The 16,389-nt window shown below is 58.1% G+C and carries 11 protein-coding genes and 1 tRNA gene; 1 reads left to right on the forward strand and 11 read right to left on the reverse strand.

All coding sequences use genetic code 11. The features are described 5' to 3' along the window. The first annotated feature begins 84 nt into the window (after positions 1 to 84). Complete coding sequence (locus tag AKG12_RS04150) at positions 85 to 1,170, forward strand: helix-turn-helix transcriptional regulator (RefSeq protein WP_046798162.1); 1,086 nt, start codon at positions 85 to 87, stop codon at positions 1,168 to 1,170. Positions 1,171 to 1,338: 168 nt separating this feature from the next. Here AKG12_RS04150 and rpoC read toward each other — a convergent pair whose 3' ends face one another. From rpoC to tuf, 11 genes are all read right to left on the reverse strand, one after another. Beyond that, the gene (gene rpoC, locus AKG12_RS04155; RefSeq protein ID WP_046798161.1) at positions 1,339 to 5,547 is read right to left on the reverse strand and encodes a DNA-directed RNA polymerase subunit beta'; all 4,209 of its coding nucleotides are present in this window, start codon (positions 5,545 to 5,547) and stop codon (positions 1,339 to 1,341) included. A gap of 178 nt (positions 5,548 to 5,725) precedes the next feature. Next, positions 5,726 to 9,862 carry a DNA-directed RNA polymerase subunit beta gene (gene rpoB, locus AKG12_RS04160; protein WP_046798160.1) on the reverse strand — a complete coding sequence of 1,379 codons (4,137 nt, stop codon included), beginning with the start codon at positions 9,860 to 9,862 and terminating at the stop codon, positions 5,726 to 5,728. A gap of 262 nt (positions 9,863 to 10,124) precedes the next feature. Beyond that, a complete protein-coding gene (gene rplL / locus AKG12_RS04165) occupies positions 10,125 to 10,502 on the reverse strand; it encodes a 50S ribosomal protein L7/L12 (protein WP_046798159.1) in 378 nt (125 codons plus the stop codon). A 59-nt stretch (positions 10,503 to 10,561) separates the two neighbouring features. Continuing rightward, a complete protein-coding gene (rplJ, locus tag AKG12_RS04170; RefSeq protein ID WP_046798158.1) occupies positions 10,562 to 11,080 on the reverse strand; it encodes a 50S ribosomal protein L10 in 519 nt (172 codons plus the stop codon). Between the two features lie 355 nt (positions 11,081 to 11,435). After that, positions 11,436 to 12,131, reverse strand: a complete 696-nt coding sequence (gene rplA / locus AKG12_RS04175; RefSeq protein WP_046798157.1) for a 50S ribosomal protein L1 — start codon at positions 12,129 to 12,131, stop codon at positions 11,436 to 11,438. A gap of 2 nt (positions 12,132 to 12,133) precedes the next feature. Continuing rightward, the gene (gene rplK / locus AKG12_RS04180; RefSeq protein WP_027677153.1) at positions 12,134 to 12,565 is read right to left on the reverse strand and encodes a 50S ribosomal protein L11; all 432 of its coding nucleotides are present in this window, start codon (positions 12,563 to 12,565) and stop codon (positions 12,134 to 12,136) included. A 143-nt stretch (positions 12,566 to 12,708) separates the two neighbouring features. Then, positions 12,709 to 13,239, reverse strand: a complete 531-nt coding sequence (nusG, locus tag AKG12_RS04185) for a transcription termination/antitermination protein NusG (protein ID WP_046798156.1) — start codon at positions 13,237 to 13,239, stop codon at positions 12,709 to 12,711. Between the two features lie 33 nt (positions 13,240 to 13,272). Next, positions 13,273 to 13,473 carry a preprotein translocase subunit SecE gene (secE, locus tag AKG12_RS04190; protein ID WP_003523719.1) on the reverse strand — a complete coding sequence of 67 codons (201 nt, stop codon included), beginning with the start codon at positions 13,471 to 13,473 and terminating at the stop codon, positions 13,273 to 13,275. 183 nt (positions 13,474 to 13,656) lie between these two features. Next, positions 13,657 to 13,732: transfer RNA gene (locus AKG12_RS04195), tRNA-Trp, on the reverse strand. Between the two features lie 226 nt (positions 13,733 to 13,958). Next, on the reverse strand, positions 13,959 to 14,765 hold the full coding sequence (locus AKG12_RS04200) for a glycosyltransferase family 2 protein (RefSeq protein ID WP_046798155.1): 807 nt from the start codon (positions 14,763 to 14,765) through the stop codon (positions 13,959 to 13,961). Positions 14,766 to 15,103: 338 nt separating this feature from the next. Beyond that, positions 15,104 to 16,279, reverse strand: coding sequence for an elongation factor Tu (gene tuf / locus AKG12_RS04205; protein WP_003507684.1), 1,176 nt, complete (start codon positions 16,277 to 16,279; stop codon positions 15,104 to 15,106). Positions 16,280 to 16,389 lie beyond the last annotated feature (110 nt).

A 16,389-nucleotide genomic window follows, 5' to 3' on the forward strand; every position in this document is an offset into this window, starting at 1 on the left:
AACTCGTTAGTATTACTTCGTTTCCCATTGAACATCATGAAGATATTAGCTTAAATAACCCCGACATGAAATTCCGGTGGCGGGTTGGACAATATATCTTCGGCAGACATTATTGATGACATTTACGAGGCCGCGCTTTTTCCCGACCGCTGGGCGAAGGTCATCGCCACAATCGGTCAACGGCTGGATTTCTGGGGCGGTGCCCTCACCTGGGGCAAGGGTGAGGAAGAAGCCTGGCTTTTCACGCCCAATTTCCAGGAATTGATGCAGGCCTTCATGGAGGGCGGCTGGAACCACCGCAATGACCGCCTCACCCGCGCGGTTCGCGAGGGACAGTTTTCCTTCGTGCATGATTTCGATGTCTTCACCCATGATGAATGGGCCGGGCTACCGATCGTGCGCGACTTCCTGATGCCACGTGGATTGGGATATGGGGCGGCAACCCAGGTCGCTCCACCTGACCATCCGGAAATGACGGTGCTTTTCGAACGCAAGCTCGACAGCGGCGTCATCGGCCCGGAGACGATGGCCGCGCTCGGCAGGCTGAGGCCGCATATAGCCCGCAGCCTCACACTTGCAACCCGGCTGCAGCGCCAGAGGGCCGATGCGATGACACTCGGTCTCAATGCCATTGGCGCGCCGGCGGCGGTGCTGCAGGCAAGCGGGCGTGTCCTTTCCGCCAACGGCCTGTTTCAGACGCTCCAGAAGTGCATATCCACCCGCGCCCGCGACAGGATCTCCATTTCCGACGAAAGAGTAAACCGGCTGCTCTACAAGGCGCTGGCCGGGCGTGGCGTCAGCTCTTTCCCCATGCCGACCAGCGAGGAGCGGGCCTGCATCCTTCACGTCATCCCGCTGCGCAAGGATGCACTGGACCTCTCCCCGAACGGCAGCGCCATCGTTCTGATATCGCAACCCGTAGGCGCCGTCGCGGACGCGACCTTGCTCCTGAAAGGGCTTTATGACCTCACCAGGGCCGAAGCCCGCGTTGCTCTGGAAATCATGAAGGGGCTTTCGCTTCCCTCGGTGGCGAAGCAATTGCAGATTTCCCACGAGACGGTCCGCAGTAACGCCAAGTCGATCTATGCGAAGACCGGCAGCACCGGCCAGACCGATCTCGTCCGCCGGCTTTCCGTTCTGACGCGTTACAACATCGGCGAGCAGGGCTGAACCTGCCGCACGGCTTGAACCCCTCGGCCACGCCGATCTGAATATCAGCCAGCCCCCGCATCCGCAGCAGTGACCCGCCGAAACGAAAAAACGCCCGGATTGCTCCGGGCGTTTTTATGAACCGTGGCGGGGCTTCGTAAAGCCCCTGCCCTTTCGGCTTCGTTCGCCTTATTCGGCGGCCGGAACCTGATCCGTCATGTCCTGCAGCATCTGGTTTGCAGAACCTGCACCCGTACCCTTGCGGCGTTCCTCGAGAATGAGGTCGTCGCGCGAGGTAGCGATGCGGCGGATCTGCGTCATGGTGCCGCCAGTACCGGCCGGGATGAGACGGCCGACGATGACGTTTTCCTTGAGGCCCTGCAGCGTATCCGTCTTGCCGGCAATCGCAGCTTCCGTGAGAACCTTGGTGGTTTCCTGGAAGGATGCGGCCGAAATGAAGGACGGCGTCTGCAGCGAAGCCTTGGTGATGCCGAGCAGAACAGGATCGCCGTAAGCCGGCTTCTTGCCCTCCTCGATCAGGCGGTCGTTCATGTCATCCAGCTCGATACGGTCGACGTTGTCGCCGACGATGTACTGGCTGTCGCCGGCATCGGTGATCTCAACCTTCTGCAGCATCTGGCGAACGATCACCTCGATGTGCTTGTCGTTGATCACAACGCCCTGCAGTCGGTAGACTTCCTGGATTTCGTTCACGAGGTAGGAAGCCAGAGCCTCCACGCCCTTGATCGCCAGAATGTCGTGCGGTGCCGGGTTGCCGTCGAGAATGTATTCGCCCTTCTCGATGTAGTCGCCTTCCTGAAGATGGAAGGGCTTGCCCTTCGGGATCAGGTATTCGACCGGCTCGACGCCGTCTTCCGCAGGCTCGATCATCACGCGACGCTTGTTCTTGTAGTCGCGACCCAGGCGGATCGTACCGTCGATCTCGGCGATGACGGCGTGATCCTTCGGACGACGTGCTTCGAACAGTTCGGCAACGCGCGGCAGACCACCGGTGATGTCCTTCGTCTTGGCGCTTTCCAGCGGCGAACGTGCAAGCACGTCACCCTGGGAGACCTTCGAACCCGGCTCGACCGACAGGATGGCGTCCACGGACAGCTGGAAGCGGGCTTCGCCACCACGGGCAAGCTTCGCAACAGCGCCGGAAGCGTCCTTGATGACGATCGCGGGCTTGAGGTCCGAACCGCGCGGCGTCGAACGCCAGTCAATGACCTGACGCTTGGTGATGCCGGTGGATTCGTCGGTGGCTTCCAGAACGGAAAGACCGTCGACGAGGTCCTCGAAGTGAACGGTGCCTTCCACTTCCGTCATCATCGGACGGGTGTAGGGGTCCCACTCTGCCAGACGCTGGCCACGCTTTACCTTGTCGCCATCATCCACGAAGATCTTCGAGCCGTAAGCGACGCGCTGCGACGAACGTTCCGCACCGCGCTCATCGAGAATGGTGACGGCCATGTTACGGCCCATCGCGATGAGAGTGCCTTCCGAGTTGCGCAGGATGTTACGGTTCTTGATCGCAATCGTGCCCTCGTAAGAGGCTTCAAGGAACGACTGGTCGACCACGTTCGCCGTACCGCCAAGGTGGAAGGTACGCATGGTGAGCTGCGTGCCTGGTTCACCGATCGACTGTGCGGCGATAACGCCAACGGCTTCGCCCATGTTGACAGGCGTACCGCGTGCAAGGTCACGACCGTAGCAGACGCCGCAAACGCCAACCTGCACTTCGCAGGTCAGAGCCGAGCGGATGCGCACGGACTGGATGCCCGCCTTTTCGATGACGGCCACATCGGCCTCATCGATGAGCGTGCCAGCCTTGACGAGGTTCTCGCCGGAGACTGGATGATCGATATCATCAAGAGCCGTACGGCCGAGGATACGCGCGCCGAGCGAGGCAACGACCTGACCGGCATCGACGATGGCGGTCATGGTGAGGCCCTTGTCGGTGCCGCAATCGGTGGAAACGACGATGCAATCCTGCGCGACGTCAACCAGACGACGGGTAAGGTAACCCGAGTTCGCCGTCTTCAAGGCGGTGTCTGCCAGACCCTTACGGGCACCGTGGGTCGAGTTGAAGTACTCGTTAACGGTCAGGCCTTCCTTGAAGTTCGAGATGATCGGCGTCTCGATGATTTCACCCGAGGGCTTGGCCATCAGGCCGCGCATGCCGCCCAGCTGACGCATCTGGTTCGGAGAACCACGCGCGCCCGAGTGGGACATCATGTAGATGGAGTTCATCGGCTTCTGGCGGCCCGTTTCCGGATCGAACTCGACAGCCTTGATGCGCGCCATCATTTCTTCGGCGACCTTCTCGGTTGCCTTGCCCCAGGCGTCGACAACCTTGTTGTACTTTTCGCCCTGGGTGATGAGACCATCATTATACTGCTGTTCGTATTCCTTCACCAAGGCTTCGGTGTCGCCAACGATCTTCACCTTGCTGTCCGGAATGACCATGTCGTCCTTGCCGAACGAAATGCCGGCGCGGCAGGCGTGGCTGAAGCCGAGCTGCATGATGCGGTCGCAGAAGATGACCGTGTCTTTCTGGCCGCAATGACGGTAGACCGTGTCGATCATCTTGGAGATGTTCTTCTTGGTCATTTCCTGGTTGCAGACGTCGAAAGGCACGTTGACGTTCTTCGGCAGAAGTTCGCCAATCAGCATACGGCCAGGGGTCGTTTCATGGATCTTCGAAACCGGCTTGCCATCGGCGTCCACGGTCTTGAAGCGGCCACGAATCTTGGCATGCAGCGTCACGACCTTGTTTTCAAGCGCGTGATGCAGCTCACCGATGTCGGAGAAAGCCATGCCTTCGCCCGGCTCGTTCTGGTTCATGATCGACAGGTAATAGAGGCCGAGAACCATGTCCTGCGACGGAACGATGATCGGGTGACCGTTCGCCGGATGCAGGATGTTGTTGGTCGACATCATCAGCACGCGGGCTTCCAGCTGGGCTTCCAGCGAAAGCGGCACGTGAACAGCCATCTGGTCACCGTCGAAGTCGGCGTTGAAGGCCGTGCAGACGAGCGGGTGCAGCTGGATGGCCTTGCCTTCGACCAGCATCGGTTCGAAAGCCTGGATACCCAGACGGTGCAGCGTCGGTGCGCGGTTCAGAAGCACCGGGTGCTCGCGGATAACCTCGTCGAGGATATCCCAGACTTCCGGCTTTTCCTTTTCAACCAGCTTCTTGGCCTGCTTGACGGTCGAGGAGTAACCCTTGGCGTCGAGACGGGCGTAGATGAACGGCTTGAACAGTTCTAGCGCCATCTTCTTCGGCAGGCCGCACTGGTGCAGCTTCAGTTCCGGACCGGTCACGATGACCGAACGACCGGAATAGTCGACGCGCTTGCCGAGAAGGTTCTGGCGGAAGCGGCCCTGCTTGCCCTTGAGCATGTCGGAGAGCGACTTCAGCGGGCGCTTGTTGGCACCCGTGATGACGCGGCCGCGACGGCCGTTGTCGAACAGCGCATCAACGGATTCCTGCAACATACGCTTTTCGTTGCGGATGATGATGCCAGGCGCACGAAGCTCGATCAGGCGCTTCAGACGGTTGTTACGGTTGATGACGCGGCGATAGAGATCGTTGAGGTCGGACGTCGCAAAACGGCCGCCATCCAGCGGAACCAGCGGGCGCAGGTCCGGCGGAATGACCGGAACGACCTTCATGATCATCCATTCCGGACGGTTGCCCGACTCCATGAAGTTCTCGACGATCTTCAGGCGCTTCATCAGCTTCTTCTGCTTGAGATCAGACGTGGTCTCAGCAAGTTCGGCACGCAGGTCGCCGGCGATCTTTTCGAGGTTCATCGAAGCCAGCATCTCGTAGATGGCTTCAGCGCCGATCATTGCGGTGAACTGGTCTTCGCCGAACTCGTCGACGGCGATCATGTACTCTTCTTCAGACAGAAGCTGGTTCTGCTTCAGCGAAGTGAGGCCAGGCTCGGTGACGATGTAGTTCTCGAAATAGAGAACGCGTTCGACATCCTTCAGCGTCATGTCGAGCAGGGTCGAGATACGCGAGGGAAGCGACTTCAGGAACCAGATGTGGGCAACCGGCGCTGCGAGCTCGATATGGCCCATGCGCTCACGGCGAACGCGCGACAGCGTCACTTCGACGCCGCACTTTTCGCAGATGATGCCCTTGTACTTCATGCGCTTGTACTTGCCGCACAGGCACTCGTAGTCCTTGATTGGTCCGAAGATACGCGCGCAGAAAAGGCCGTCGCGTTCCGGCTTGAACGTACGGTAGTTGATGGTTTCCGGCTTCTTGATCTCGCCGTAGGACCACGACAGGATTTTTTCCGGCGAAGCAATCGAAATCCGGATGGAATCGAAATGCTGCGCAGGCACCTGAGGATTGAAAAGATTCATGACCTCTTGGTTCATGCCTTGTCTCCTTGAGAGGCTAGCTGCTGCCCCTGTTTGCATCCGGACCGGCTTCTTCCCGGGTCACCGTCCAGAGCTTTAAATACGGATTAACCGCACAATGCGGCGAAAGTGTCCCACGCCAGCCGGGCTGACGGGAAACCGGCAGGCGCCCGGAAGGCGCCCGCCTCTCTCATTTTTATTCCGCCGCGTCGGGCAGCTGGTCGTCGGGCTGGTTCTCGATCTTCGAGTTTTCCAGCTCAACCGAAAGACCGAGCGACCGCATTTCCTTGACGAGAACGTTGAAGCTCTCCGGAATACCGGCCTCGAAGGTATCGTCGCCACGGACGATCGCTTCGTAGACCTTGGTGCGGCCGGCCACGTCGTCCGACTTGACGGTCAGCATTTCCTGCAGTGTGTAGGCCGCGCCGTATGCTTCCAGAGCCCAGACTTCCATTTCCCCGAAGCGCTGTCCGCCGAACTGCGCCTTGCCGCCCAGCGGCTGCTGGGTAACGAGCGAGTAAGGACCGATCGAGCGAGCGTGGATCTTGTCGTCTACAAGGTGGTTCAGCTTGATCATGTACATGTAGCCGACGGTGACCTTGCGGTCGAACGGCTCACCGGTACGACCGTCGTAAAGGACGGACTGACCGGATTCATGCAGACCTGCCTTCTTCAGCATCGCGGCGACGTCAGGCTCATGCGCACCGTCGAAGACCGGGGTCGCGATGGAAACACCGCGCTTGGCTTCTTCGGCAAGCTTCACCAGCGAGTCGTCATCGAAGCGCTGAACCTCGTCATTGGCTTCAGACGCGTAGATTTCCGTCAGCTCGCTGCGAAGCTCGCTGATGTCCATCGTCTTGCGATACTCTTCGAGCATCTCGCCGATCTTCTTGCCCATACCTGCGCATGCCCATGCGAGGTGGGTTTCGAGGATCTGGCCGACGTTCATGCGCGAAGGCACGCCGAGCGGGTTCAAGCAGATGTCGACATGCGTGCCGTCTTCGAGGAACGGCATGTCTTCGACCGGAACGATACGCGAGACGACGCCCTTGTTACCGTGACGGCCGGCCATCTTGTCACCCGGCTGGATCTTGCGCTTAACAGCAACGAAGACCTTGACCATCTTCATGACGCCCGGAGGCATTTCGTCGCCGCGCTGGACCTTTTCGACCTTGTCCATGAAGCGCTGTTCAAGGCGCGACTTGGACTCGTCGTACTGGCCGCGAAGCGCTTCCAGTTCGGACTGAGCCTTCTCGTCCTCGACCGCGAACATCCACCACTGCGAGCGGGGATATTCGGAGACGACGGCGTTGGAAAGTTCGACGCCCTTCTTGAAGCCCTTCGGACCGGCGATGGAAACGTGGCCACGCAGCATGTCGATCAGGCGACCGTAGACGTTACGGTCAAGAATTGCCTGCTCGTCGTCGCGGTCCTTCGCTAAGCGCTCGATCTCTTCGCGCTCGATAGCCATCGCGCGCTCGTCCTTCTCCACACCGTGACGGTTGAAGACGCGGACTTCCACGACGGTACCAAACGTGCCCGGAGGCATGCGCATGGAGGTGTCGCGAACGTCGGAGGCCTTTTCACCGAAGATGGCGCGCAGAAGCTTTTCTTCCGGCGTCATCGGGCTTTCGCCCTTCGGCGTGATCTTGCCGACGAGGATATCGCCCGGCTGAACTTCCGCACCGATGTAAACGATACCGGCTTCGTCGAGGTTCTTCAGCGCTTCTTCCGAAACGTTCGGAATGTCGCGCGTGATTTCTTCCGGACCAAGCTTCGTGTCACGCGCCATCACTTCGAATTCTTCGATGTGGATGGAGGTGAACACGTCGTCGGAAACGATACGTTCCGACATCAGGATCGAGTCTTCGTAGTTGTAGCCGTTCCACGGCATGAACGCGACGAGCGCGTTACGGCCAAGCGCCAGATCGCCGAGGTCGGTTGACGGACCGTCCGCGATGATGTCACCCTTGGAGATGGCGTCACCGACGGAGACCAGCGGACGCTGGTTGACGCAGGTGTTCTGGTTCGAACGCTGGAACTTCTGCAGACGGTAGATATCGACGCCCGACTTGCCGGCATCGAGGTCTTCCGTAGCGCGGATAACGATACGCGTCGCATCCACCTGATCGACGATACCGCCGCGGCGAGCCGCGATGGCAGCGCCGGAGTCGCGAGCAACGACCGGTTCCATGCCCGTGCCGACGAACGGCGCTTCCGCCCGCAGAAGCGGAACGGCCTGACGCTGCATGTTCGAGCCCATGAGAGCGCGGTTGGCGTCGTCGTTTTCCAGGAACGGAATGAGAGCCGCAGCGACCGAAACGAGCTGTTTCGGCGAAACGTCCATAAGGTTGATGTTGTCGCGCGGTGCGAGCATAACTTCGCCCGAGTGACGGCAAACAACGAACTCTTCAACGAAGGCGCCTTCGCCATCAAGTTCGGCATTGGCCTGTGCGACGTAATACTTGGCCTCTTCCATCGCGGAGAGATAGATCACGTCGGTCGTCACCTTGCCGTCGGTGATCTTGCGGTACGGGCTTTCGATGAAGCCGTACTTGTTCACACGGGCAAAGGTTGCAAGCGAGTTGATCAGACCGATATTCGGTCCCTCAGGCGTTTCGATCGGGCAAATACGGCCGTAGTGGGTCGGATGAACGTCGCGGACTTCAAAGCCTGCGCGCTCACGGGTCAGACCGCCCGGTCCAAGAGCCGAAAGACGGCGCTTGTGGGTGATTTCCGAAAGCGGGTTCACCTGGTCCATGAACTGCGACAGCTGCGAGGAACCGAAGAATTCGCGAACGGCGGCGGCTGCCGGCTTCGCATTGATCAGGTCCTGCGGCATCACGGTGTCGATTTCGATCGAGGACATACGCTCCTTGATCGCACGTTCCATGCGCAGAAGGCCCAGACGGTACTGGTTTTCCATCAGCTCGCCGACAGAACGAACACGGCGGTTGCCGAGGTTGTCGATGTCGTCGATTTCGCCCTTGCCGTCGCGCAGTTCGACCAGCATCTTGACGACGGCGAGGATGTCTTCCTTGCGCAGCGTGCGCACGGTGTCTTCCGCGTCGAGGTCGAGACGCATGTTCATCTTCACGCGGCCAACAGCCGAGAGATCGTAACGTTCAGCATCGAAGAACAGCGAGTTGAACATCGCTTCGGCCGAATCCATGGTCGGCGGCTCACCCGGACGCATGACGCGGTAGATGTCGAACAGCGCTTCCTGGCGGTTCTGGTTCTTGTCCGCAGACAGCGTGTTGCGGATATAGGCGCCAACATTGACGTGGTCGATGTTGAGGACCGGAATCTCGTCAAAGCCGGACTGCAGGATGAGGCCGAGCGTCTTCTCGTCGATTTCGTCGCCGGCTTCGAGATAGATCTCACCCGTCGAGTAGTTGACGATGTCTTCGGCAAGGAAGTTGCCGTAGAGGTCTTCGTCAGTCGCCTTCAGCGCCTTCAGGCCCTTGTCGACGAGCTGGCGGATAAGCCGCGGGGTCAGCTTCTTGCCACCTTCGACAACGACTTCGCCGGTATCGGCGTCGATCATGTCGGTGATGACCTTGGCGTTCTTCAGCGCTTCAGGCTGGAACGGAATGCGCCAGCCATCGCCGGAGCGCTCGTAGGAAGCCTTGGTGTAGAAGGTCGACAGGATTTCTTCGCCATCCATGCCGAGCGCCATCAGGAGCGAGGTCACAGGCAGCTTGCGGCGACGGTCGATACGCGCATAAACGATGTCCTTGGCGTCGAACTCGATGTCGAGCCAGGAACCGCGATACGGGATGACGCGGGCAGCGAACAAAAGCTTGCCGGAAGAATGGCTCTTGCCCTTGTCGTGGTCGAAGAACACGCCCGGCGAACGATGCATCTGCGAAACGATGACGCGCTCGGTGCCGTTGACGATGAACGTACCGTTATTGGTCATGAGCGGCATGTCGCCCATGTAAACGGACTGTTCCTTGATGTCCTTGATGGACTTCGCGCCAGTATCCTCGTCGATATCGAACACGATGAGGCGCAGCGTCACTTTCAGCGGCGCTGCATAGGTCAGATCGCGCTGACGGCATTCCTCGACGTCGAACTTCGGCGCTTCGAATTCGTAGGATACGAATTCGAGCATGGATGCGCCCGAAAAATCGGTGATCGGGAATACGGATTTGAATACGGCATTCAATCCCTCGTCGGGACGGCCACCCTTGGGCTCGTCAACCATGAGAAACTGGTCATACGAAGCCTTCTGAACCTCGATGAGGTTCGGCATTTCCGCTACTTCTGGAATTTTGCCGAAAAACTTGCGTACGCGCCTGCGACCGTTAAACGAAAGGGTCTGAGCCATCGTCGCTCCTTTAAAATTGCATCCGGGCCTGCAACGGACGGGAACCGATGGCCAGTCGACCCCGTCAAGCAATGGGTATCATCAATCTCGTTCCACATCCCGGATCGATCAGGCCGGATTGCCTAGATGAGCCGGTTCGGAACCATTCTCTTGAAGAACCCATTACCCAAAAGCCATTTTCACGCGGCTTTTGGGTAATAAGGTTTAAAACGATGACAGACGGGGAAGGCTGAGACAGCCTCCCCCGCAAGCAATCGCAAGATTACTTAACGTCAACCTTGGCGCCTGCGTCCTCAAGCTTCTTCTTGAGATCAGCAGCTTCAGCCTTGGAAACGGCTTCCTTGACAGCCTTCGGAGCGCCTTCAACGAGGTCCTTGGCTTCCTTCAGGCCGAGGCCCGTGATAGCGCGAACTTCCTTGATGACGTTGATCTTGTTGGCGCCAGCGTCAACCAGGATCACGTCGAATTCAGTCTTTTCTTCTTCAGCAGCAGCAGCAACGCCAGCACCGCCAGCAGCAGCAACAGCTACCGGAGCAGCGGCGGAAACGCCCCACTTTTCTTCAAGAAGCTTCGACAGTTCTGCAGCTTCCAGAACGGTCAGGGTGGAGAGGTCTTCAACGATCTTTGCGAGATCAGCCATTTTGATAGTTCCTTTTGTTCAGTTCGAACCAGTTTGAATAATTACAGCGAAAAACCGCCTTAAGCGGCTTCGTCCTTCTTGGCGTAAGCCGAAAACACGCGTGCAAGCTGGCTTGCAGGTGCGGCAACAACCGTAGCGACGCGAGTTGCCGGGGCATTGAGAAGGCCCAGCAGCTTTGCGCGCAGCTCGTCCAGCGAAGGCAGGGTCGCAAGCGACTTGACTGCTTCGGCGTTGAGCGTGGTTGCGCCCATGGAACCGCCGAGAACAACGACTTTATCGTTGGCCTTTGCGAAATCCATGACGACTTTCGGAGCGATCATCGGGTCGACGCTGTATGCAATCAGCGTCTGGCCCTTGAAGAGATTTGTCATCCCTTCCGACTCCGTGCCCTGAAGAGCGATCTTGGCCAGGCGGTTCTTCGCGACCTTGACGGTGCCTCCGGCAGCGCGCATTTTCGAACGGAAGTCGTTCATCTGCGCAACGGTGACACCAGCATAGTGGGCCACGACAACCGAACCGGAAGCCTTGAAGACTTCGTTCAGCTCCGTGACGAATTCGCGTTTTTCCGCTCTTTCCACTGTCTGTCTCCAGTAGACGGGACCACATGATTGTGAACCCGTCGGGTTTGCCTTTGCCCCAGGGGACCTTTTTACAAAGATCCCGAGCGACGCTCGAGGATCCTGTCCCCCGCTCTGTCGCCGCAAACGGCTTCAGGCACAGGCACACCAGGTTCGAACCGGACAGTCAGACATCCTCAGATGTCTCAAATCCAGCCTCACCCGTCTCATGCAGGTTGAATGATTAAGGCCAGATCCCGAAAGACATGGCCACCCGCAATCTCGGACAGGAGTTCCGGGTTTCCCCGGAAATCTCCGGCTCCCTGAGAGCCGGAAATTCTTTTAGTCACACGCCCGAAGGACGCGCGAGAATTGATTAAGCCGTAACCGACGAAGGGTCGATCTTGACGCCCGGACCCATGGTCGAGGAGATGGCAACGCGCTTGACGTAGTTGCCCTTGGCACCCGTCGGCTTTGCCTTGACGACCGCATCGGCGAAAGCCTTGATGTTTTCTTCAAGAGCCTTGGCGTCGAACGAAGCCTTGCCGATGCCGGCATGCACGATACCAGCCTTTTCGACGCGGAACTCGACAGCGCCGCCCTTGGACGCCTTGACGGCGCCGGCAACATCCATCGTCACCGTACCGACCTTCGGGTTCGGCATCATGCCACGCGGGCCGAGTACCTTGCCGAGACGGCCGACGAGCGGCATCATGTCCGGGGTCGCGATGCAACGATCGAAGTCGATCTTGCCGCCCTGAACGATTTCAACCAGTTCTTCCGCGCCGACAACGTCAGCGCCGGCAGCCGTGGCCTCATCAGCCTTGACGCCACGGGCGAAAACGGCGACGCGAACGTCACGGCCGGTGCCGTTCGGCAGGTTGACAACGCCGCGAACCATCTGATCCGCATGGCGCGGGTCAACGCCGAGGTTCATCGAAACTTCAACGGTTTCGTCGAACTTGGCAACCGCACGTTCCTTGACCATCGAAATGGCGTCGGTGAGAACGTAGAGCTTGTTGGGATCCACGCCTTCGCGGATCTTCTGAATGCGCTTTGCTACCTTGGCCATGATCAACCTACCACTTCCAGGCCCATGGCGCGGGCGGAGCCCTCAACCATTGCCATTGCGCCTTCGATATCGGCTGCGTTCAGATCCTTCATCTTGGCTTCAGCGATCGTCTTGACCTGAGCCTTGGTGATGGAGCCGACCTTGGCGCCCTTGCCAGGCGTCTTGGAACCGGAGGTGATCTTAGCTTCCTTCTTCAACCAATAGGTCATCGGCGGCTGCTTCATGACGAAGGTGAAGGACTTGTCCTGGTAATAGGTGATGACGACCGGGATCGGCATACCCTTTTCCATTTCCTGCGTGGCGGCATTGAACGCCTTGCAGAATTCCATGATGTTAATGCCACGCTGACCAAGTGCCGGACCGATCGGCGGGGACGGATTGGCCGACCCAGCCTTTACCTGCAACTTGAGCTGGCCTGCAACTTTCTTAGCCATATCTCTCTGCCTTTCAATTCAAACCGGTTACCCGGCTTCTCTCTAGCCGGATCGCTCCGGCGGCTGCGGTTGCGTGGTGCGGCGCCCTGCCCCGGCTTAAGAGCCAGATTGCCTTCCACGCGCTTGGGGCTTCACCCCTCCAATCAGACCTTCTCGACCTGATTGTATTCCAGCTCGACCGGCGTAGCGCGGCCGAAAATCGAAACTTCCACCTTCAGGCGCGAACGCTCTTCGTCGACATCCTGAACCACGCCGTTGAACGACGCGAACGGACCGTCGGAAACGCGAACCTGCTCGCCGATCTCGAACGAAACCGAAGACTTCGGACGCTCGACACCTTCCTGAACCTGACCGAGAATACGATCGGCTTCATAATCGGGAATCGGAACAGGCTTATTGTCCGAACCGAGGAAACCGGTAACCTTCGGCGTGTTCTTGATGAGGTGATAGGCCTCATCCGTCAGGTTGGCGCGCACCAGCACGTAACCCGGAAAGAACTTGCGCTCGCTATCAACCTTACGGCCGCGACGCACCTCGACAACCTTTTCGGTCGGCACGAGGATTTTCTCGAAAAGATGATCAAGACCCTTCTGGCGAGCCTTTTCCTCGATCGACTCGGCGACCTTCTTTTCGAAATTCGAATATGCGTGAACGATATACCAGCGTGCTGCCATTTTTATTCTCCGTTCAATCCTTTGACCGTGCCGTTACCGGCCTACGTTCAGCACGAGGCTGAGCAGCCAGCCGATGAGCTGATCCGCAGCAAAGAAGAACAGAGCCGCAAAAATGACCATCACCAGCACCATAGCCGTCGAAATCATGGTCTCGCGGCGCGACGGCCAAGTAATTTTTGACGCTTCGGCGCGAACCTGCTGCAGAAACGTAAACGGATTGGTTTTGGATGCCATTGACTGCCCACGCAATTACGGCGCGTAAAGCCGAACTAATCAGCCCCACGCACCGCGTGTCTGTTTTGACCTACATAAACACCGATTCCACTTTTAACAAGAGGAAATCGACATTCCGCGAAATTCACCGGAAATCCGGTATCCATCTGCCGTGCAGCGAAGACCGCGCTTGCGAATGGAAAGTGGCAGGGGCAGTAAGGCTCGAACTTACGACCTGCGGTTTTGGAGACCGCCGCTCTACCAACTGAGCTATACCCCTTCATCACCGTAACCGACCGCGAAAATCGCTTGGCCAGTTCGATATGCGTTCCTTTAAGGCCCTGAAAAAAGAATGGCAAGCGCTTTTTGCCGGCTTTCAGAAGTTTATACCGCCCCTCGCGCTGTCGTCGGGTCATAACCCCTGAGCCTTCGGCGCCCCACACCCCACACATCCGCGATCGAACAGGCGTTACGCCCACAAATGAAGCCCTGCCCGCACAAGAGGGCTAGGACTCAGGCATCTTATCCGTCGCCGCCACGCTTTGTTTTTCACGATGTTTGCGCCTTTGATGAGCCACGCGCCGATCGACGGAACGGCGCCATTTTCTGAGCGTCGCCACCGAGAAAAATCGATTCGCACCCTTTAATACCCCTGCCAGACCGCCAGCAGACTTGCTGCCATAATTGCTGCGGCCGAAACCGGAGTGATTGACGTGCGTATCCGCCAGCCATGCCATGATGGCACCAAGGTCTTTATAATAGAGGCTGATTTCCGCTTCGGTGGCAAATCCGGCATAGCCATGGGGTAGTTTCTGGTAATCGGCGAAACGCTTCAGGGTCGGATTGAACGTGAAGCTATGCCAGACCCGATGCGCAGCGGGCGGTATCTTCCAATAGCCGATGTCATTCGACATTTTGGAAAGCCGGCGAACATCTTCCGGCATGTCCTCGTGCGTCCTTAGCTGGACGAGGGCAACCTGCGGGTCTCGCCTGAGTATCTCCAGCCCCCGCGCCACGGTCCCCGGCACGGGAAAGGTCCAATCATCTTCAAGATGCAAAATATAGGACGTGCTGACCTCAGCATAGGCCTTGTCTATCGAGCGATGCTGACCGAGATTGACGCCGTTTAAAATTACCCGCACCGGCTGGTCGGGATATCTTGCCGGAAGATCAAGGACCGACTCGTCACCGGAATCCTCTATGATGATAAACTCGCGCAGCGGGTAATCGTTCGTCGCGAAAAATGCGTCAACCGTCGCAACAAGCAGATCCGGGCGTCGGCAACTCGTCAGCACTACAGTAAGATCAGACATCTTATAATCTTGAATTTAGACAGCATTTACGCGGGATGGAATCTCCCGCCCGAATGGAAAATAATGATGCCTGGCTTCGGAACACCGAGCCGAAAATGAGCTACAACAAACATGCAATAAAAATGTCATCTATTACGCCTCCACCCAGATACGCAGGCATTATAGTTATGAGATCAAGTAACCATAACGCCCCGGCAGATACGCCTAAAAAAAATTACTTATATTTTCAAGTTCACGTCGGCCAAAATCGAATTTTTCAACAAAAAAAGCGGCGACACCAATGGTGCCGCCGCTTTCTGAAATCATACATGCATCACCGGTATTTCTACCGGAAATTATTACTCGACGATCGAAGCAACGATGCCGGCGCCGACGGTACGGCCGCCTTCGCGGATAGCGAAGCGCAGCTTTTCTTCCATCGCGATCGGAACGATCAGCTCGACTTCAACCGTGACGTTGTCGCCAGGCATAACCATTTCCGTGCCTTCCGGCAGCGAAACGATGCCAGTCACGTCCGTCGTGCGGAAGTAGAACTGCGGGCGGTAGTTCGTGAAGAACGGCGTATGACGGCCGCCTTCTTCCTTCGTCAGGATGTAGGCTTCTGCCATGAACTTCTTGTGCGGCTTGACCGAACCCGGCTTGCACAGGATCTGGCCACGCTCAACGCCGTCACGGGTAACGCCGCGAACGAGAGCACCGATGTTGTCGCCAGCCTGGCCCTGATCGAGCAGCTTGCGGAACATTTCAACGCCGGTAACCGTCGTCTTCGAGGTCGGACGAATGCCGACGATTTCGACTTCTTCACCAACCTTGACGATACCGCGCTCAACGCGACCCGTCACAACCGTACCACGGCCGGAGATCGAGAACACGTCTTCGATCGGCATCAGGAACGGCTGGTCGATCGGACGCTCAGGCGTCGGGATGTAGGCGTCAACAGCGGCCATCAGCTCGCGGATCGCGTCTTCACCGATCTTCTTGTCGGAATCTTCAAGAGCAGCAAGTGCCGAACCCTTGATGATCGGGATATCGTCGCCCGGGAAGTCGTAGGACGACAGAAGTTCGCGAACTTCAAGCTCGACGAGCTCGAGAAGCTCGGCGTCGTCAACCTGGTCGACCTTGTTGAGGAACACGACGATTGCCGGAACGCCAACCTGACGGGCAAGCAGGATGTGCTCGCGGGTCTGCGGCATCGGGCCGTCAGCAGCCGAGCAAACCAGGATCGCGCCGTCCATCTGCGCAGCACCGGTGATCATGTTCTTCACGTAGTCGGCGTGGCCGGGGCAGTCGACGTGCGCGTAGTGACGGGCAGGCGTCTCATATTCAACGTGTGCCGTCGAAATCGTGATACCACGGGCCTTTTCTTCAGGCGCGGCGTCGATCTGGTCATACGCCTTGAATTCGCCGAAGAACTTCGTGATCGCGGCCGTCAGCGACGTCTTGCCATGGTCAACGTGACCGATCGTGCCAATGTTGACGTGCGGCTTATTGCGCTCAAACTTGCTCTTTGCCATGTGAATTGCTTCCTGTGAACGTGAAGTAGTTTCCCCGGCGAACCGGTTTGGTGTCGCCGTTTAAGGCTTTGTAAGCGAATGCGCAAGACTTAATTGTGAAAGCGCCTGCG

The organism is Agrobacterium sp. SUL3, assembly GCF_001263295.1.
Lineage (GTDB): Bacteria > Pseudomonadota > Alphaproteobacteria > Rhizobiales > Rhizobiaceae > Agrobacterium > Agrobacterium tomkonis.